Annotated in this window: 17 protein-coding genes; 3 read left to right on the top strand and 14 right to left on the bottom strand. The window is 55.7% G+C overall.

Features of this window, described 5'->3' with window-relative positions; all coding sequences use genetic code 11:
• Nucleotides 1–62 precede the first annotated feature (62 nt).
• Nucleotides 63–2,312, top strand: coding sequence for a catalase HPII (gene katE / locus ACJTMZ_RS16370; RefSeq protein WP_032653274.1), 2,250 nt, complete (start codon nt 63–65; stop codon nt 2,310–2,312).
• Between the two features lie 89 nt (nt 2,313–2,401).
• Here the strand turns inward: katE and chbG are convergent, their stop codons facing one another.
• The 7 genes from chbG to osmE all read right to left on the bottom strand — a co-directional run bounded on the left by chbG (nt 2,402) and on the right by osmE (nt 8,253).
• On the bottom strand, nt 2,402–3,151 hold the full coding sequence (chbG, locus tag ACJTMZ_RS16365; protein WP_017693595.1) for a chitin disaccharide deacetylase: 750 nt from the start codon (nt 3,149–3,151) through the stop codon (nt 2,402–2,404).
• 11 nt (nt 3,152–3,162) lie between these two features.
• The gene (locus tag ACJTMZ_RS16360) at nt 3,163–4,518 is read right to left on the bottom strand and encodes a 6-phospho-beta-glucosidase (RefSeq protein WP_017384662.1); all 1,356 of its coding nucleotides are present in this window, start codon (nt 4,516–4,518) and stop codon (nt 3,163–3,165) included.
• 109 nt (nt 4,519–4,627) lie between these two features.
• Entirely contained in the window at nt 4,628–5,446 is an 819-nt protein-coding gene (gene chbR, locus ACJTMZ_RS16355; protein ID WP_017384663.1) for a transcriptional regulator ChbR, read from the bottom strand.
• Nucleotides 5,447–5,475: 29 nt separating this feature from the next.
• Nucleotides 5,476–5,823 carry a PTS N,N'-diacetylchitobiose transporter subunit IIA gene (gene chbA, locus ACJTMZ_RS16350; RefSeq protein ID WP_252010522.1) on the bottom strand — a complete coding sequence of 116 codons (348 nt, stop codon included), beginning with the start codon at nt 5,821–5,823 and terminating at the stop codon, nt 5,476–5,478.
• 47 nt (nt 5,824–5,870) lie between these two features.
• Nucleotides 5,871–7,229, bottom strand: a complete 1,359-nt coding sequence (chbC, locus tag ACJTMZ_RS16345) for a PTS N,N'-diacetylchitobiose transporter subunit IIC (protein ID WP_017384664.1) — start codon at nt 7,227–7,229, stop codon at nt 5,871–5,873.
• Between the two features lie 80 nt (nt 7,230–7,309).
• A complete protein-coding gene (gene chbB, locus ACJTMZ_RS16340; RefSeq protein ID WP_015570750.1) occupies nt 7,310–7,627 on the bottom strand; it encodes a PTS N,N'-diacetylchitobiose transporter subunit IIB in 318 nt (105 codons plus the stop codon).
• 281 nt (nt 7,628–7,908) lie between these two features.
• Nucleotides 7,909–8,253 (bottom strand): osmotically-inducible lipoprotein OsmE, encoded by a 345-nt coding sequence (osmE, locus tag ACJTMZ_RS16335; RefSeq protein WP_003857836.1) that lies wholly within the window; start codon nt 8,251–8,253, stop codon nt 7,909–7,911.
• Nucleotides 8,254–8,484: 231 nt separating this feature from the next.
• Here osmE and nadE point away from each other — a divergent pair, with 231 nt between their 5' ends.
• Both nadE and cho read left to right on the top strand, forming a co-directional pair.
• A complete protein-coding gene (gene nadE, locus ACJTMZ_RS16330; RefSeq protein ID WP_144427767.1) occupies nt 8,485–9,312 on the top strand; it encodes an ammonia-dependent NAD(+) synthetase in 828 nt (275 codons plus the stop codon).
• A gap of 115 nt (nt 9,313–9,427) precedes the next feature.
• Nucleotides 9,428–10,306, top strand: coding sequence for an excinuclease Cho (gene cho, locus ACJTMZ_RS16325; protein ID WP_063136382.1), 879 nt, complete (start codon nt 9,428–9,430; stop codon nt 10,304–10,306).
• Here cho and ves read toward each other — a convergent pair.
• The 7 genes from ves to ACJTMZ_RS16290 all read right to left on the bottom strand — a co-directional run bounded on the left by ves (nt 10,284) and on the right by ACJTMZ_RS16290 (nt 17,863).
• Nucleotides 10,284–10,841, bottom strand: a complete 558-nt coding sequence (ves, locus tag ACJTMZ_RS16320; protein ID WP_252010520.1) for an environmental stress-induced protein Ves — start codon at nt 10,839–10,841, stop codon at nt 10,284–10,286. The two genes, cho and ves, sit on opposite strands and share 23 nt — an antisense overlap.
• A 167-nt stretch (nt 10,842–11,008) precedes the next feature.
• Complete coding sequence (gene spy, locus ACJTMZ_RS16315) at nt 11,009–11,503, bottom strand: ATP-independent periplasmic protein-refolding chaperone Spy (RefSeq protein ID WP_015570753.1); 495 nt, start codon at nt 11,501–11,503, stop codon at nt 11,009–11,011.
• A gap of 337 nt (nt 11,504–11,840) precedes the next feature.
• Nucleotides 11,841–12,806: a succinylglutamate desuccinylase gene (gene astE, locus ACJTMZ_RS16310; protein ID WP_045141489.1), complete on the bottom strand. Its 966-nt coding sequence runs from the start codon at nt 12,804–12,806 to the stop codon at nt 11,841–11,843.
• Nucleotides 12,807–12,815: 9 nt separating this feature from the next.
• On the bottom strand, nt 12,816–14,141 hold the full coding sequence (astB, locus tag ACJTMZ_RS16305; RefSeq protein WP_023303517.1) for an N-succinylarginine dihydrolase: 1,326 nt from the start codon (nt 14,139–14,141) through the stop codon (nt 12,816–12,818).
• Nucleotides 14,128–15,615, bottom strand: coding sequence for a succinylglutamate-semialdehyde dehydrogenase (gene astD / locus ACJTMZ_RS16300; protein WP_017384669.1), 1,488 nt, complete (start codon nt 15,613–15,615; stop codon nt 14,128–14,130). Before astD ends, astB begins: the two co-directional genes overlap by 14 nt.
• Nucleotides 15,612–16,646 (bottom strand): arginine N-succinyltransferase, encoded by a 1,035-nt coding sequence (gene astA, locus ACJTMZ_RS16295; protein ID WP_047637419.1) that lies wholly within the window; start codon nt 16,644–16,646, stop codon nt 15,612–15,614. The genes astD and astA overlap by 4 nt, the downstream gene beginning before the upstream one ends.
• The gene (locus tag ACJTMZ_RS16290; RefSeq protein WP_252010519.1) at nt 16,643–17,863 is read right to left on the bottom strand and encodes a bifunctional succinylornithine transaminase/acetylornithine transaminase; all 1,221 of its coding nucleotides are present in this window, start codon (nt 17,861–17,863) and stop codon (nt 16,643–16,645) included. Before ACJTMZ_RS16290 ends, astA begins: the two co-directional genes overlap by 4 nt.
• Nucleotides 17,864–18,009 lie beyond the last annotated feature (146 nt).

The raw sequence follows: 18,009 nt of genomic DNA, 5'->3' as shown, positions 1-18,009 counted from the left end.
AATTCATCACATTGTTCTATCCTTAATAGGGTTTTCAGGAACGAACAAAGGAGAATCGTGCAATGTCGAACAATGATAAACCACATCAAGCCCCTATTCATGGCACCGAAGAATCTCAACCGGGAATGGACTCACTCGCCCCTGCGGATGGCTCTCATAAACCGTCGCCGGGCCTGTCCGCGCCGGGCGAGCAACCTACTGCACCGGGAAGCGTGAAGTCGCCCGATGCGGATAACGAGAAGTTAAAATCTCTCGACCCGCACCGCAAAGGGGGTGAAGGCTATGCGCTGACCACCAATCAGGGCGTGCGTATCGCCGATGACCAGAACTCCCTGCGCGCCGGAACGCGCGGCCCGACGCTGCTGGAAGATTTCATCCTGCGGGAAAAAATCACCCATTTCGACCATGAGCGTATTCCTGAGCGTATCGTTCACGCTCGCGGCTCCGCGGCGCACGGCTATTTCCAGCCGTACAAGAGCCTGAAGGCGATCACGAAGGCGGATTTCCTTTCCGATCCGAACAAAATCACACCGGTATTTGTGCGCTTCTCTACCGTACAGGGCGGCGCGGGTTCGGCCGATACGGTGCGTGATATCCGCGGCTTCGCCACCAAATTCTATACCGAAGAGGGCATTTTCGACCTCGTCGGGAATAACACCCCGGTTTTCTTCATTCAGGATGCGCATAAGTTCCCTGACTTTGTCCATGCGGTAAAACCAGAGCCACACTGGGCCATACCGCAGGGACAAAGTGCGCATGACACCTTCTGGGACTACGTCTCCCTGCAACCGGAAACCCTTCACAACGTGATGTGGGCGATGTCTGACCGGGGGATCCCACGCAGCTATCGCACCATGGAAGGGTTTGGTATTCATACCTTCCGTCTGATTAACGCTGAAGGTAAAGCGACGTTTGTGCGTTTCCACTGGAAACCGGTCGCGGGGAAAGCATCCCTGGTGTGGGATGAAGCACAGAAGCTGACCGGGCGCGATCCGGACTTCCACCGTCGCGAACTGTGGGAATCCATTGAAGCCGGTGATTTCCCGGAATACGAGCTGGGGTTACAGCTGATCCCGGAAGAGGACGAGTTCAAATTCGACTTCGACCTGCTCGACCCGACCAAGCTTATTCCTGAGGAGCTGGTGCCGGTTCAGCTGGTGGGCAAAATGGTGCTTAACCGCAACCCGGATAACTTCTTCGCGGAGAATGAGCAGGCTGCGTTCCACCCGGGCCATATTGTGCCGGGGCTGGATTTCACCAACGATCCGCTGCTACAGGGCCGTCTGTTCTCTTACACCGATACGCAGATCAGCCGTCTCGGTGGACCGAACTTCCACGAAATTCCTATCAACCGTCCGACCTGCCCGTACCATAACTTCCAGCGTGACGGGATGCATCGCCAGGATATCGATACCAACCCGGCGAACTACGAGCCAAACTCCATTAACGATAACTGGCCGCGTGAAACCCCGCCGGGGCCAAAACGTGGCGGATTTGAGTCGTATCAGGAGCGCGTGGACGGAACAAAAATTCGCGAGCGCAGCCCGTCATTCGGCGAATATTACGCTCAGCCTCGCCTGTTCTGGAACAGCCAGACCCCGATTGAACAGCAGCACATTATCGGCGGTTTCAGCTTTGAGCTGAGCAAAGTGGTGCGTACCTACATTCGCGAGCGCGTGGTCGACCATCTGGCGCATATTGATATCCAGCTTGCTCAGGGCGTGGCGAATAATCTCGGCATCACGCTGACTGACGAGCAATGCCATGCCGCACCGCCAAAAGACGTGAACGGGCTGAAGAAGGATCCGTCCCTGAGCCTGTACGCGGTACCTGGCGGGTCAATTAAAGGCCGCGTAGTGGCTATCCTGCTGAATGATAAACCGCGCGCCAGCGACGTGCTGGGGATCATGAAGGCGCTCAAAACCCAGGGCGTACATGCCAAACTGCTTTACTCCCGCATGGGTGAAGTGACAGCCGACGATGGCTCTGTCCTGCCAATTGCCGCGACCTTCGCCGGGGCACCGTCGCTGACGGTTGACGCGGTGATTATGCCGTGCGGCGACGTTGAGAGCCTGCTCGGTAACGGTGACGCCGCCTATTATCTGCTGGAAGCCTATAAGCACCTGAAGCCAATCGCCCTGGCAGGCGATGCGCGGAAGTTTAAATCTCTGCTGAAGGTACCGGATCAAGGGGAAGAAGGCATTGTCGAAGGTGATAACATTGACGATGCGTTTATGACCCGGTTGTTTGACCTGCTTGCCGCGCACCGCGTGTGGTCGCGCAGCAGCAAGACCGACCAGATACCGGCGTAAAAAAAAGCCGGGTGGCGCTGCGCTTACCCGGCCTACATTTCGATTGCTTTTGTAGGCCCGGTAAGGCGAAGCCGCCACCGGGCTTTATCTCAAAGATCCCTGAACGTCCCCAGACGATACCCACGCTCGGCAATCGCGTACTTCAACGACGCCGACGTCAGCACATCCAGTTCCGCCAGACGCGGCCAGCAGTAGGCGCTCTTACGTACGATGTTATCGACAAACGCCGGGTGCGCCATTACCTCAAGCGAGCGCTCCCCTTTCGCGGCGGACTCATCCAGCACCTTCAGGAACAGCGCTTCGTCGATCTCGTCGCCATAAAATGCGCTGCTGAACCCCTCCGTTGACGTCACCGCGACGTCCGGCAGCCCGCGCACCTCACGATCCACGCGCATCGCCACGCCTTTACGTTGCGCAAACTCTGCCACAAGCGGGAAAATCGCCGGGATCATATGCACATGATGATGGCTGTCAATATGGGTAGGCTCGCGGCCAAACACATCCACAAAGCGGTTAAACTGGCAATCCAGCTCGCGGGCAATCTCATCGAGCGGCAGAGCGTCCTGCTCCGCCATTTCCCAAATCCATTTCCCCAGCTGGCCGTCGCGCGTCAGGCCCGGCATTGGCGAAAGGGGCAACCCAAGCGTCAGCACAAAGTGCATGCCCACGCCCAGCTCGGGCAGCTCACGGCTTAACTGCGCCGCATGTTCCACCGCCTCACCGTTGATGAGCGCTGTTGTAGAGGTCACGACGCCCCGGCGACAGGCTTCAATAATGCCGTAGTTCTGCCCTTTTGACAGGCCAAAATCATCGGCATTGACGATCAGCAGGTTTTCCATCGCGCCTCCTCTTAACGGTGTGTGAGTTTCAGTTTCTCAACCGTTGCAGCAAAGTTTGGCAGCCATTTTTCATGCGCCAGGATCATCTCACCCGCGAGTTTTTCAGCGTCACGGTCAGAATGCACCAGCGGGCTGAGGTTCAGCGCCAGCAGCACGTCATTCAGTTCGCCGCTCAGGGCCGCATTGCTCGCCGCCACTTCAAAGCCTTTGATGGTGTGAATCAGGCCCATCACCTTATCGTCGAAGTGGGTAATGCGGGGATGTGGTTTTGCACCCTCGCGCCCAAGAATGCAGGTCATCTCAACGGCCCAGTCTGCCGGGATATTGTCGATGTGCCCGTGATGGGGAACGTTTACATAGTGCTCGGCCTGCTTGTCATTGTAAATGGCGTTAATCACTTCACACGCGGCATCCGAATAGTATGCCCCGCCGCGCTGCTCCAGCTCTTTCGGTTTGACGTTCAGGTTCGGATCTTTATACAAATCAAAAAGCTGCTTCTCTACTTTCTGTACAACCTGAGCGCGTGCGCCACCTTTGTAGTATTCGCCCATTTCAATGGCCAGCATCTCTTTCTGCTTGAAGTAGTAGAGCAGATACGAGCACGGCAGCAGATTCAGGGAGCGGATCAGCCCTTCGCTGAACGGCAGATCGAAAATGTTTTTCACCGAGGCCGCGGTCAGGCGACCAGAGGCGACGCCGTCGAGCAGTTCCGCAAAGCGCGATTGCCCGTTCACTATCACATCTTTGATAAAGACCATGTGATTCAGGCCGAACAGATCAATGGAGAGATCATCGTTATCGGTCAGTTCCAGTACATCGCGGATGAACATCTTCATGCCAATCGGAATATTGCAGACGCCGATAAAGCGTTTGAAACCGGTGTGGCGATAGACTGCCTCGGTGACCATCCCGGCCGGGTTGGTAAAGTTGATCACCCAGGCGTTCGGGCAGATCTCCTCCACGTCTTTAATGATGTCAAAAATGACCGGAATAGTACGCAGGCCTTTAAACAGGCCACCTGCCCCGTTGGTTTCCTGGCCCAGATAACCGTGGCTCAGCGGAATGCGCTCGTCCAGCTCACGCGCCTTCAGCTGGCCGACGCGCAGCTGCGTGGTCACGAAGTCAGCATCTTTCAGAGCCAGGCGGCGATCCAGCGTTTTATGCACGGTTAAGGGCACGCCCGCTTTTTCAACCATGCGTTTGCACAGTTCAAAAATAATATTCAGCTTCTCCTGACCTTCTTCAACATCCACCAGCCATAATTCGCTGACCGGTAATTCATGATACCGTTTCAGGAAACCTTCAAGTAATTCCGGGGTATAGCTGCTGCCGCCACCAATGGTTACGACTTTTAATTTCTGTTGCATAATATCTCCCTTAGCGTATCAGGTTAATCGCCTGCAAGGTATAGCGTACTCTTCCCGCTATTTGGGCAAGCCATTACGTCACTGTTCCTGGCGGATAAACCGCCGAAAGTTAATTAATTACCGTTAAATTTTTGCGGTAACTGTTCGGTGTGAATGAAGTCAATTTTTTAAAGGTTTTAATAAACAGGCTGGGGCTGCTGTAACCCGATTCGTAAGCGATATCGGTGACAGAGTAGTTAGTAATTTCCAGCTGTTTTTTGGCAAAGTTAATGCGGATTTCATTAATGATTTGCACAGGCGTTTTACGGTAATAACGCTGCGTGGCGCGCGTCAAATATTCCTGCGATTTACCCGACAGCGCCACCATATTCTCCAGGGCGTTATCGCTGAACTGTCCTTTATCGTGCATCAGCTCCACGGTACTGCGCAGCCACTGAGGAATATCATCCACCACCTGCTGTTCTTCACGGTGATGGCGGAGGCGATTCATGACGTAGAACGTCACGGTTTCAATAAATTCATCAAATTCATTGTCGCGGAAATTCAGCGATGCGATAACCGTTTCAATCCAGGTCATAAACTCATTTTTAACGCGATACACCTGTGACGCCACAAAGCAGAACGGCACCAGCGGCAGATAGTGCTTCTCGAAGAAACGCCTGCTCACCCCTACGTTCAGAATGCGCGTCGCACCAAACTCATAAAAGCTCTGGTGATAAGATCCCATTGGCAGGAAGACGAAATCGCCACGCTCAAGCAGGACGCGCTTACCGTTGATCTCTTGATAGTAGCGGCCGGTCAGAACAATCGTGAACTCGTAGTAGTCATGCTGGTGCAGACCGCTGGCGCTCTCCGTTTTGTTGTAAATCACCACGTGAAAATTTTTGCCATTAAACAGCTGTTGCTCATGTGCGGTTTTGATTTCCATCGTGCTGAACTCCTGCTACTTCAACTGACTTATTGCATCTTCTCGTGAAGCTCGATGAGCTCCGCGACCAGCTCGCGTGCCAGCATGGAGGTCATCAGATGATCCTGCGCATGTACCAGCACCAGACTCACTTTCATCTTCCCTTCGCCCTGGTCGCTTTCGATGAGCTTCGTCTGCACCAGATGCGCTTCGTTTAACGCTGTACGGGACTGCTCCATCATGGTTTTCGCGACAACGAAGTCGCCCTGCTTAGCCTGTTTAAGCGCCGCATACGCCAGGCTGCGTGCCTGCCCGGAGTTGATGATGAGGCCCATCACCACCTCTTCCAGATCATTCTCTGCGGTTTCTTCGGCAACGATACTCTCTAAATCTAACATCTTTAAGCTCCTTTCCGCTGGCGCGGGTTGCCCCGCGCCGTGCAATTTTAGAATTTCAGTGCGAGGGCGATATCCTCTTCGCTCTCTTCTTCATCGATAACCGTTGCGGCCTTGTTCGCAATCGCCACGAACGGCATGTAGAGCAGGGTTGCAATCCCGAGGTTGAATATCGCCAGCAGGAAGGCCGCCACGCTACCGTTGGTGTTGAAGAACGCGCCCAGACCAGCCGGCATCGTCCACGGCGCAATGTTGGTCACCGGCGGGATAATGCCCAGGTAGTACGCCGTCAGCGTAATCGCGGCCAGCAGCGGCTGAACCAGGATGAAGGGAATGAACATCACCGGGTTCATGATAATTGGCAGACCAAACAGGATCGGCTCGTTAATCTGGAAGATGCCTGATGGCAGGGCCAGCTTCGCAACCTGACGATGGTCGGCGCGGCGAGAGACAATAAAGACCGCGATGATCAGACCCAACGTCGCCCCGGTACCGCCCAGGAAGATATAGGAGTCAAGCATCGGCTTCGCCCACACATGGAAGGTTTTACCGGCCGCCAGCGCCGCATCGACGGAGCCGTACTGCTGGTAAAGCGCGACGTTTTCCAGTGCCCACGGGGTCATAATACCGCTGTCCAGCGCCGCCAGTGCCAGTGAACCATGCACGCCGAAGAACCACAGCAGGGAGGTAAAGATGACATACGCCCAACCGACTACGCTACCCATCGACGCCAGCGGCGTTGAGATAGAGTCCATAATGATCTGGTGGAAGTTTGTGCCCCAGTGAGAGAGCGCCCAGGCAATAATCCCCATGATGGAGAGAATAATGAAGCCCGGAATCAACGCGGAAAAGGAACGAGAAACGGAGGCCGGAACGCTATCCGGCAAGCGGATAACCCAGTTACGGCGAATAATGAAGGTGAACATTTCGGCCACCACCAGCCCGATAATAATACCGGAAATGATGTTTGCCCCACCCAGCCAGTTGGCGCCAACGGCGTAAGCGTCACCCACGCTGTACGGTGTGACGGTCATGAACGCGGCAATGGACAGTAAGCCTGCCGCAAGCGGATCCACTTTACGCTCTTCCGCCAGCGCCATTCCGATAAAGAAAGGCGCCATTAGCGACATAATACCCAACGTACCATTGTATACGTTGCCGCCAATGGCTTTTAAACCATTAAGGGTTTCAATAGTTGAAGCATCTAACCTAATTCCTAATGAATAAAAAAAGGAACCTTCTCCAAAGCTCAGAAAAACGTTGTTAATTAAAACGAACATTGCCCCGGCTAATGTCAACGGCATTAATTTAATAAAGCCGTTCTTAATGGCATTAACGTGAGGCTGCTTTCCTATTTTAACAGCAAAAGGAAGGAGTACCTTTTCAAGTGAAGCGATGACTTTACTCATAGGAAAATACCCTTAAATGCCGCAACGACCGTTACGGCGTATTGTGTGTGAAATAACTCTTTGACGGGAAAAATAAAAAATTAATTAGCAGCTTTTTTAATCGCCGCAACGGCAGCTTTTAATACACCTAAACCATCAATCTTGCCGTATAAAACGGAATCGATCACTTCGACCGGCTTATTGGGTAGCAGACGCTGAATTTCTGGCAGCATATAAGCGATTTGCGGCCCGAGTAAAATAACGTCTGCTGTCTGGCCCTTCTCGCCCGCCAGCGTTTCCGGAAACGCCTCAATCACCACAGGGACTTCATATTTTTCGGCCTGCGCGCGCATTTTGGAAACCAGCAGCGAAGTGGACATGCCCGCAGAGCAAAACAGATAGATATGTTTCTTTTCCATGATAACTTCCCTCTTGTTTGGCTACCCGCCGTCTCGCTATCACTCGACTCGCTATCCTGGCTGACGGGCAGTGTGCTGAACATTGTTTGTCGTTGAAGTGAGTATACGCAATGGTACAGGGAGGGGATAATTCTGGATAGACTGAAATTGTCTCTCATTGACCTGGCTTGTTGACTACCTTCACATTTCAGGCAAATAATTCGCGCCAAGAAATAAGATTCACGTATGCATAAAAAAACCGGCCTTCCGGCCGGTTTGTTAACGCTCTCAGGCAAGCAGGCTTACTGTGCCTTAGGTGCCTGTGGGTCGGTGTCGTATTCGGCACAGGTCTGGTAACCAGAATTGATCACGTGACCCGTATCATCCAGGGCGACAAAATAGGTCTCTGCCTTACCATCACGTTGACCCAGAATATAGGTCTGGCAGGTACCACGCGCGTGGATCATAGTGACTTCTGAAGAAGGTTTACCGGCAATGGCTGCAACCTGGGAACGCGTCATGCCTTTTTTGACGTCTTTTACCACTGGCTGTGTGAACTGATCTTTAGTGCGATCGTAAGCTGTACACCCTGCCAGCATAGTCAGTACCGCCGCTGCGCTTAAAATTCCTGCTACGTTCTTGTTCATATTCCGTCCTATTGTTTATCAGCGTGTTAACTAAGCATGGGATAAAAATTACTATTGTTCAACTTTGCGAGTTACGCCAGACGAATTTCGGAAAATTCTAATAAAACAACGGTAAGCTGCTAAATCGCTGTAAAACAGTACACTCAAAACTGTGATCCTTGTCGTTTCCCCGACAAAGGGTTAGTTTTAACAGATCACACTTTCTGTTTGGTTCTGCATAGGGAGGGCGTAATGGCTCTGCAACAAGAAATTATTCAGGCGCTGGGCGCGAAACCTGCGATTGATGCCAATGAAGAGATCCGTCGTAGCGTTGATTTTTTGAAAGCTTACCTGTCTGCACACCCTTTCCTGAAGACGCTGGTGCTGGGCATCAGCGGCGGTCAGGATTCCACTCTGGCCGGTAAGCTGAGCCAGATGGCCATCTCCGAGCTGCGTGACGAGACCGGTGACACCGCGCTGCAATTTATTGCCGTACGTCTGCCGTATGGCGTGCAGGCTGACGAGCAGGACTGTCAGGATGCAATCGCGTTTATTCAGCCGGACCGTGTTCTTACCGTAAATATTAAAGGTTCGGTACTGGCAAGCGAGCAGGCCCTGCGTGAAGCCGGCATTGAACTGAGCGATTTTGTCCGCGGCAACGAGAAAGCCCGTGAGCGCATGAAAGCACAGTACAGTATCGCAGGGATGACTAAAGGGGTCGTGGTCGGCACCGACCACGCCGCGGAAGCTATCACCGGCTTCTTCACCAAATACGGCGATGGCGGTACGGATATCAACCCCCTCTTCCGCCTGAACAAGCGTCAGGGCAAGCAACTGCTGGCGGCGTTGGGCTGCCCGGAGCACCTGTATAAGAAGGCGCCAACGGCGGACCTGGAGGACGATCGCCCTTCCCTGCCGGATGAAGCGGCGCTGGGCGTCACGTATGACAACATCGATGACTATCTGGAAGGCAAAACGCTCGACGAAGGTATCGCAAAAATTATCGAAGGCTGGTATCTGAAAACCGAGCATAAGCGCCGTCCGCCCATTACGGTGTTTGATGATTTCTGGAAAAAGTAAAAGCAAAACGGTAACTCCGCTTTGCAGGCCGGGTAAGGCGTAGCCGCCACCCGGCTCTTTTTTAACCACCGAACACCTGCTACACTGTATGCCTGAACAGTATATGGAGCAGTATGTGAGCAGGCGTCAATCCGCCCCGCGTCTTGAGTTCGAAGCGGCGGCTATCTACGAATATCCCGAGCATCTTCGCCCCTGGCTTGAGGCACTGCCTAAACAGCCTGGCGTCTATTTCTTCCACGGCGACAGCGACACTATGCCGCTCTATATCGGCAAAAGCGTGAATATCCGCAGCCGGGTGATGTCGCACCTGCGTACGCCGGATGAAGCATCGATGCTCAGGCAGTCCCGGCGGATCACCTGGATCGAGACGGCAGGCGAACTGGGCGCGCTTCTGCTTGAAGCCCGGCTCATCAAGGAACAGCAGCCGCTGTTTAACAAACGCCTGCGCCGCAACCGCCAGCTGTGTTCCTTGCAGATTAACGCAGGAAAACCGCAGGTCGTTTATGCCCGGGAAGTGGATTTTTCGCATGAACCCAATCTTTACGGTCTGTTTGCCAACAAACGTGCCGCACTGCAAACCCTGCAATCCCTGGCTGATGAATTACAGCTTTGTTATGGCCTGTTAGGACTGGAAGCCACCACCCGTGGTCGCGCCTGTTTCCGCTCAGCGCTGAAACGCTGCGCCGGGGCGTGCTGTGGAAAAGAGAGCGTTGAAGAACATCATGCCCGGTTTATGGCTGGCCTTGCCTCTATCAGCGTTAACTGCTGGCCGTGGGAAGGCGCGGTGGCGCTGAAAGAAACCCGCGATGGGATGACGCACTATCACATCATCCGCAACTGGCTCTGGCTTGGCGCCGTTGAAAATCTGGATGACGCTACCGCTCTGCTGCGCACCCCTGCCGGTTTCGATCAGGATGGTTACAAAATTCTCTGCAAGCCACTGTTAACCGGAAAATATGAGATCATCGTCCTCAATGACCCGGCAGCCAGGTAATTTCACTGAACAGCAGCGACCCCTTCGTTTCCAGTAAACGGAGGGTATGACTGCCCGCTTCCCAGCTGGCGCCCTGATCGGCGGTCAGTAATTTGTCGCCCAGTTGCCAGGCGCCGCTTAATACGAATGCCACCCCACCGCGTGATGCGAAGGTAGTGAACGTCCGGGTAGCAACGCGCACCTTTGCCTGGCAGCAATCCCGTCGGGTCATGATGTTGAAGTCCATCGACATCTGCCCCTCTGTGAGCACGGCTTTCACCACCAGATCGCCCGCAAATCGGTAAGGCTGATGATGCTTCAGGGTATGACAAAACGCCCTGCCTGCATCCAGGGTCACCTCGCCGCCCTCCAGCAGCGTAATCACCCGGTCAACGCCCGGGAACGCGGAAAATTCGCCGTTACTGGCGATGGAGGCAATACTGGCCCGCCAGAAAAAATCCCGCGTCGCGGGAGGAAAACAGCAAATCTCACGCGTCTCACCCGCACCATTACGCCAGAGACTGACCGGCATTTTACGGATATCAAAGAATTCCATGACCACTCCTGAAGGACGCACCGTGCGCCAGGGCATTTTCACAGACGTATTATCGGCAGCAGTCAGGCCAGACCTTAGGCATGGGATAAAAGAAAAACCGCCGGTCCTGTCCACAGCATTTTCGCTTTTGTAGACAGGAGCCCGGCGGTCTTAAGAGAGTGAACCGATTATTCGGTTGGTGCAGGCATTTTACCTTCCGGCGCTGCACGTTCTGTCAGACGCTTCTCAAAATTGGCATTAAATTGCTTTTTCTGTTCCGGCGTCAGAATGTTGTAAATCTTGTTCTGGGTTTCCATGTGGGCCAGCATGCGTGCTTTATGCTGCTCGGCCATTTTGTCAATCTGCGCTTCCGCTTTTGCTTTGTCGAAGCTGTCGCTGGCAATGATGTCATGCATTGCGCGGCGCTCTTCCAGCGGAGGACGTTTCATCTGGTCACGCTGGCTTTTCATGATGTCGCGGATCTGCTGCTTCTGCGCATCGGTGAGGTTCAGATCTTTAAACATCATCATCTCATGGTGCATACCCGGCTTGCCTTTATGATGCATCATCATTTTGCCTTCGGTCGGCGCGGCGGTAGTGGTCGCGGTATCGGCGGCGAACGCCATGCTGGTAGCGCCCAGAGCCAGGGTAGAGGCAACAAACAGTGCAGTTAATTTACGCATAATGTCTTTCCTTACTTTCAGTTATTCTTCGGCGCTATGCCGTGTTGACGAGATTAACTTTACGGGGTTTATCGTCAATTAGTCAGAGCAACGGTAAAACAATGAAAGTGTAAAAAACAACTTTTCGCCAATTGTGGAGAAATTAAGGAAAAAGCGTGGAGAGATGAAACAAAAATATTCAACAGGTTGATTTTAAAGAGATTATGGAGAAGTATAGCGAAGTGCCGTTTAATAATAAAGCAATTCCCCAGGAATATTCCGCAAACAATACCAGAGCGCTTTTAACGTTAAGAAAATTATTCTTCATTTCCCCTCCGGTCTGCGCGAGGGGAGACGATCAGGGCATTTTTTCCAGCATCAGGCCAGCTCGCAAACCAAACGCGACCGACGGATTAGGAAATAAAACATATTCCGTGGATTTCTGTACCGCATAGCGCGTCTCACCATCTTCCGCCAGCAGGACGCCCTGGCGAAACGGCGTAAAGTTCAGCGTATGGGGCGCCATATGTAGCTGGAAAGCCTCGCTTTGACGCGTGATCTGCTGCACGACCCGATAGCGCACAACGGGTTCCCGGGAGGGTTCCGGCGCAACCCCGGCGAGCAACGCCCGAAGCGCCTGATGCGTAGGGGCAAAACGCGTCAGGTCGTTTTGCCCGAACGGCAGCGCTTTTCCCAGCTCCAGGGTGCAGGATAACGCGCCAACATTCTCGCAGGTGAAGTGGGTAAACGTGCCGCCTGGCGTCTGGTGGAAAACCAGCGCCTCCAGCCCCGCGTCGCCAAGCCAGGTCAGAAACGCCTCATCCCACGGCTGATGACGCTGCGGTAACACGCCAAAACGCACGTGGTACGAGGCGCGAATGGCCGTATGCAGATCAAGGTGCCAGCGTGTTTCCCCCGCCCCGGCAAAAAACGCCGTGACCACCTTCTCCAGCCATTGCGCGCGTGTCGTCTCAACACTCTGTGGAAACTGCGCCCAGCGACCACCAAACATGCGGTTGATGTCGCTCACGAGATACCGTTTATTTTGCGCCAGCGCAGGCGGATTTCCCAGCACCACCAGCAGACGGCAGTGCAGCGTGATCTCTGCGCGAAACAGCGCGCGCAGCAAAAGATCGACAATCTCCACGGGCGCGGTTTCGTTTCCGTGAATGCCGGTCGAAAGCAGCAGCGACAGGTCATATTCCCCCGTCGGCGTCAGTTCAAGCACGCCCCGCCCCAGCCATCGCCAGTGGAACGAGGGGCCTTCCCCCTCTTGCCGCTCCGGTGTCTCTTCGGCCAGCGTCAGCGCCAGTAAGTTTTCCATATCATCTCCTTAGCGCTGGAACGGATAAACCGATCCCAGTTGCAGGATGGTCGATAATGCATCCAGCGCCTCGCGGCCTTCGCGCAGCAGCTGCGGATCAACCAGATCGGCCTGAACCAGACGGTCGCGATAATAGCGGTCCACCCAGTCATTGAGGGTATTGAACAGCGTGTCGTTCATCATCACCGCCGGATTCACGGCCTGCATCTCCTCCGGCGTTAACACCACGCGCAGTCGCAGGCACGCAGGTCCCCCGCCGTTGGCCATACTTTCCCGCAGATCAAACACGCGCAGTTCATCAATCGGGTTATCCGCCTGCACCAGTTCGCTGAGATAGCGCCAGACGCCCTGATGGTTGCGGGACTCCTGCGGCAGCACCAGCATCATGCTGCCATCATCCCGGCTCAGCAGCTGGCTGTTGAACAGATACGTTTCGACCGCATCCTGTACGCTTACCGCCTGCGTGGGCACCTGAATCGGCATAAATCCCGGCACGCGTTCGCGCAGCGTGGCCAGCAACTTTTCCTGATGGGCAAACGCCTGCTCGTGGCAGAACAGCACCTGACGGTTGGAAACGGCAATGACGTCGTTATGAAACACGCCCTGGTCGATCACCTGCGGATTTTGCTGGGCAAAAATCACCTGAGAAGGATTAACCTGGTTCAGCCGCGCAACCGCCTGGCTTGCGGCTAAAGTTTGTCTCGCCGGATAACGAACCGGCGCGGCGTGGCCGCCCTCTTCCCGTCCATAGATAAACAGCTGCAAACCCGGCTCGCCATAGTCGCCGCCCAGACGGTTGTGGTTTGCCGCCCCTTCATCGCCAAACATCGCGACCTGCGGCAGCGCCGAATGTACCTCGAAATGCGCTTCATGATTAAAAATGGCGCGCAGCACGCGCCCGGTGGTCTCCGCTTCGCTGGCGCGGTGGAATTTGTTGTTCAGGTTAGCAACGGTCAGATGCACTTTGCCGTCCAGCGTATCCGCCGACGGCGCAACGGTGGCGGCATTCGCCACCCACATCGAGGAGGCTGAACTGGCCGCCGAAAGCAGGTGTGGCGTCTGCGTGCCTGCTTTTTCCACCACCTGTTCATCCGTACCGCTGAACCCCAGCTGGCGCAGCACGGCCACGTTTGGTCGCTCCTGAGGCGGGATCACCGCCTGCGGGAAACCGGCATCGGACAGCGCCTTCATTTTCAACAGACCCTGCTTCGCCGCCAGCTTCGGGTTCGAGACCTGGAAACGGTGCTTCGTCGAGGCTTCATTACCGAACGACAGCCCGGCATAGTGGTGCGTCAGCCCCACGAGGCCGTCAAAGTTAACCTCACGCGCTTTCATGGGCGTCACCCTCTGTAAAATCCAGCCCCGGATTCAGTGTCTCCGGCAGCGTCAGCGCCGGGGTTTCCAGGCTTGCCATCGGCCACGCGCAGTAATCGGCGGCATACCAGGCGCTGGCGCGATGGTTGCCCGACGCCCCTACGCCACCAAACGGCGCGGTGCTCGCCGCACCGGTCAGCGGTTTGTTCCAGTTCACGATCCCGGCGCGCGCTTCCAGCAGCAGCTGTTCGAATTTCTCGCGATGCGGCGATATCAGGCCGCTCGACAGGCCGTAGCGGGTGTTGTTGGCCATCTCGATCGCCGACTCAAAATCGTCATAGCGCCAGACGCACAGCAGCGGGCCAAAGACCTCTTCATCCGGCACGTTGCTCGTCGCACTCATCTCAATAATCCCCGGCGTCAGCAGCGACGTGCCCGGCTGAACCAGCTTCGGCTCCAGCAGGGTTTTCGCCCCGCGCGCCACGTGCTCCTGCCACGCTTTCAGCACGTTCAGCGCCGCCTGCGCGGAGATCAGCCCACCGATAAACGGCTGCGGCTCGGCATCCCATTTCGCGGGAACCAGACGCGCGCTCACCTCCACCAGACGCTTCAGGAACGCATCCCCCTGCGCGCCGCGTTTAACCAGCAGGCGGCGGGCGCAAGTACAGCGCTGTCCGGCGGTAATGAACGCCGACTGAATGGTCAGATGGACCGCGGCATCGATATCATCCGGATCTTCCACAATCAGCGGGTTGTTGCCGCCCATCTCCAGCGCCAGAATTTTTTCCGGCTGCCCCGCCAGCTGACGATGCAGCTGATAGCCCGTTCCGGCACTGCCGGTGAACAGCAGACCGTCAATGTCGCTCAGCGCACTCAGCGCCTGACCTGTTTCACGCCCGCCCTGCACCAGATTCACCACCCCCGGCGGCAGCCCCGCCTGCTCCCAGAGTTTTATGACTGCTTCTCCGGTTAAGGGGGTTAACTCACTCGGCTTGAAGATGACGGTATTCCCCGCCAGCAGCGCAGGCACAATGTGCCCGTTCGGCAGATGTCCGGGGAAGTTATAAGGGCCAAACACCGCCAGCACCCCGTGCGGACGGTGGCGCAGCGTGGCGGCGCCGTCTGGCATCTCGGTATGCTGCTCGCCGGTGCGGGTATGGTACGCCTTCACCGATATCGCAATTTTGTTGATCATCGCCGTGACTTCGGTTGTTGCCTCCCAGCGCGGCTTGCTGGTTTCGCAGGCAATGATGCGGGTCAGCTCGGCTTTATTGGCCTCCAGCAGCGCAGCAAATTTCTCAACCAGCGCCTGGCGCTCGGAGAATGGCCGTTTCGCCCATGCCGGAAACGCGCGGCGTGCAGCCTGGCAGGCCTGCTCAACCTGCCCGGCGCTGGCGTCGTTCCCCGACCAGAGCACCTCCTGGCCGACCGGGTTAGTTTTTGTCCGCGCGTCACCTTCGCCCGTTACCCAGTCACCGTTAATCCATAGAGTCATGCTGTTTTCTCCTCAGGGCAGAGCCGCACCAGGCGAACCGTGTCGCCAGCGTTACATTTCAGGGCATCCAGTTGCGCAGCCGTCAGTACCAGACGCTCGCATGTTGGGTTGGTTCGCACCAGCATGGCGCGGAAGTTGGTGTAATTCTCGTTCGAGACCATGCAGGCTGGCCACTCGCCCGGCGCGGGCTGGCCTTCTGAAACCTCAACCAGGCGGCTTTTACGGATGGCGCGAACGCGGTCAATGTCGCATTCCAGCGTCGGGCCGCCGTCGAAGATGTCGACGTAGTTACGGTAGCGAAATCCCTCTTTCTCCAGCACTGCGCGGGCCGGGGCGGTTTGCGGGTGAACTTCGCCGATCACCGCCTGCGCTTCAGGCGTTAAGAAATGGGTATAAATAGGATGCTTCGGCATCAGCTCGGCGATAAACGCCTTCTGACCGGTACCGCACAGGTAATCCGCCCGGCTAAATTCCATGGAGAAGAAGCGTTCGCCCAGACTCTCCCAGAACGGCGAGTAGCCCGTCTCATCAATCACGCCGCGCATCTCCGCGACCACTTTTTCGTTGAAGCGGTCGCGAAAGGCGGCCATAAACATAAAGCGCGATTTGGAGAGCAGATAACCGTTGCCCTCTTTGCGCCAGTCCGGATCGAGAAACAGGGTGCAGAGTTCGCTGGCGCCGGTATGGTCATTACAGAGGAAGAGCGTCGGCAGCGCGTTGTAAACGTTCAGCTCTTTCGAGGCGTGGACCATCGTGCCGACGCGGTAGTTGTACCACGGATCGTTAAGCCCGACGGCCACCTCGATGGCGCAAATCCCCGCCACGGTTCCCGTGCCGTTATCTTCCAGCACGAACACATAGCCCTGTTCGCTTTTTGGCAACGTCCCCTGCCAGGTTTGCAGGGAGCGCTCAATGCGCGCCGACAGCGTTTTTTCATCGGCAGGCAGCGAGGTTAGCCCGCCCCCTGTCTTACCGGCAAGCTGCATAAGCCCGGCGAGATCGCCGTGCGCAACGGGACGGATGACCATCATGATGACACCCCGGACTTCACCTGTTCGCAGGCCAGCGCAAAACGATCTAACCCGGTTCTGACCTCTTCCTCGCTGACGATCAGCGCAGGGGCAAACCGCACCACGTTAGCACCGGCAATCAGCACCATTACGCCCTGCTTTGCCGCTTCCTGTGAAATCAGCTTCGCTTTGCCGGCAAACTCAGGGGCAAGCTCACAGCCTATTAACAGCCCCAGACCGCGGATCTCTTTGAACAAGCCGGTCTGGTTATTGATGGCAGTAAGGCGCTCAACAAACCACTGGTGACGCTGCTTCACGCCGTTCAGCACCTCAGGGGTATTGATGATATCCAGCACCTGTCCGGCGACAGCGGTTGCCAGCGGGTTGCCGCCGTATGTGGTGCCATGAGTGCCCACGGTCATCACGCTGGCGAATTTATCGGTGGTCAGCATCGCCCCCACCGGGAAACCGCCGCCGAACGCTTTGGCTGTTGAGAGCACATCCGGGGTCACGCCATAGTGCATGTAGGCGTACAGCTCACCCGTGCGGCCCACGCCGGTCTGGACCTCGTCAAAAATCAGGACCGCGTTATGCCGATCGCACAGCTCGCGTAGCCCTTGCAGGAACGCTTTCTGGGCGGGCATGACGCCGCCTTCCCCCTGCATGGGCTCGACAATCACCGCACAGGTGGTGTCGTCAATCAGCTCGCTGGCAGAGTGTAAATCGTTATACGCCGCATGCCGGATATCCGGCGGCAGCGGCGCAAAATCCTGAGAATATGAGGGCTGACCACCCGCGCTGACGGTAAACAGCGTTCGGCCATGGAAGGCATTTTTAAAGGCTACGATGCCGCTTTTGTGCGCGCCGAATTTATCGTGCGCATATTTTCGCGCCAGCTTCAGCGCCGCTTCGTTCGCTTCCGCGCCGGAATTACAGAAAAAGACTTTTTCTGCGAAAGTGGCGTCGATCAGCTTCTTCGCCAGACGCAATGCCGGTTCGTTGGTATAACCGTTGCCGGTATGCCAGAATTTCGCCGCCTGGTCATTCATCGCCTGCCGCAGCGCCGGGTTTGCATGCCCCAGCGCATTCACCGCAATCCCACCCGCAAAGTCGATATACTCTTTGCCCTGCTGATCCCACAGGCGAGAGCCTTCCCCACGTACCGGAATAAAAGCCGCCGGAGCGTATACCGGCATCATCCATTCATCGAAATTTTCACGCGTAACTGACAGAGACATAGCGACCTCACCCGGTAAATAAAAGGTTGTTTAAATGTTAAATAATTGAGTGTTTGCACTGTGAATGTAGATTGCAGCCTTCGTGCCAGCCAGCGATAAAAATGCATAAACGGGTTGGGGTAACAGAATATCAATGAGTTACAATA

The organism is Enterobacter sp. DN, from assembly GCF_046054285.1.
GTDB lineage: Bacteria > Pseudomonadota > Gammaproteobacteria > Enterobacterales > Enterobacteriaceae > Enterobacter > Enterobacter hormaechei_C.
The sequence above is the reverse complement of the archived record's forward strand: the minus strand, read 5'-3'. Positions and strand labels throughout refer to the sequence as shown.

What these genes read in the sequence shown, in the direction of transcription:
- katE (WP_032653274.1), top strand. Translation starts at nt 63, where the DNA reads ATGTCGAACAATGATAAACCACATCAAGCCCCTATTCATGGCACCGAA.
- chbG (WP_017693595.1), bottom strand. Translation starts at nt 3,151, where the DNA reads ATGGAAAACCTGCTGATCGTCAATGCCGATGATTTTGGCCTGTCAAAA.
- ACJTMZ_RS16360 (WP_017384662.1), bottom strand. Translation starts at nt 4,518, where the DNA reads ATGCAACAGAAATTAAAAGTCGTAACCATTGGTGGCGGCAGCAGCTAT.
- chbR (WP_017384663.1), bottom strand. Translation starts at nt 5,446, where the DNA reads ATGGAAATCAAAACCGCACATGAGCAACAGCTGTTTAATGGCAAAAAT.
- chbA (WP_252010522.1), bottom strand. Translation starts at nt 5,823, where the DNA reads ATGTTAGATTTAGAGAGTATCGTTGCCGAAGAAACCGCAGAGAATGAT.
- chbC (WP_017384664.1), bottom strand. Translation starts at nt 7,229, where the DNA reads ATGAGTAAAGTCATCGCTTCACTTGAAAAGGTACTCCTTCCTTTTGCT.
- chbB (WP_015570750.1), bottom strand. Translation starts at nt 7,627, where the DNA reads ATGGAAAAGAAACATATCTATCTGTTTTGCTCTGCGGGCATGTCCACT.
- osmE (WP_003857836.1), bottom strand. Translation starts at nt 8,253, where the DNA reads ATGAACAAGAACGTAGCAGGAATTTTAAGCGCAGCGGCGGTACTGACT.
- nadE (WP_144427767.1), top strand. Translation starts at nt 8,485, where the DNA reads ATGGCTCTGCAACAAGAAATTATTCAGGCGCTGGGCGCGAAACCTGCG.
- ves (WP_252010520.1), bottom strand. Translation starts at nt 10,841, where the DNA reads ATGGAATTCTTTGATATCCGTAAAATGCCGGTCAGTCTCTGGCGTAAT.
- spy (WP_015570753.1), bottom strand. Translation starts at nt 11,503, where the DNA reads ATGCGTAAATTAACTGCACTGTTTGTTGCCTCTACCCTGGCTCTGGGC.
- astE (WP_045141489.1), bottom strand. Translation starts at nt 12,806, where the DNA reads ATGGAAAACTTACTGGCGCTGACGCTGGCCGAAGAGACACCGGAGCGG.
- astB (WP_023303517.1), bottom strand. Translation starts at nt 14,141, where the DNA reads ATGAAAGCGCGTGAGGTTAACTTTGACGGCCTCGTGGGGCTGACGCAC.
- astD (WP_017384669.1), bottom strand. Translation starts at nt 15,615, where the DNA reads ATGACTCTATGGATTAACGGTGACTGGGTAACGGGCGAAGGTGACGCG.
- astA (WP_047637419.1), bottom strand. Translation starts at nt 16,646, where the DNA reads ATGATGGTCATCCGTCCCGTTGCGCACGGCGATCTCGCCGGGCTTATG.
- ACJTMZ_RS16290 (WP_252010519.1), bottom strand. Translation starts at nt 17,863, where the DNA reads ATGTCTCTGTCAGTTACGCGTGAAAATTTCGATGAATGGATGATGCCG.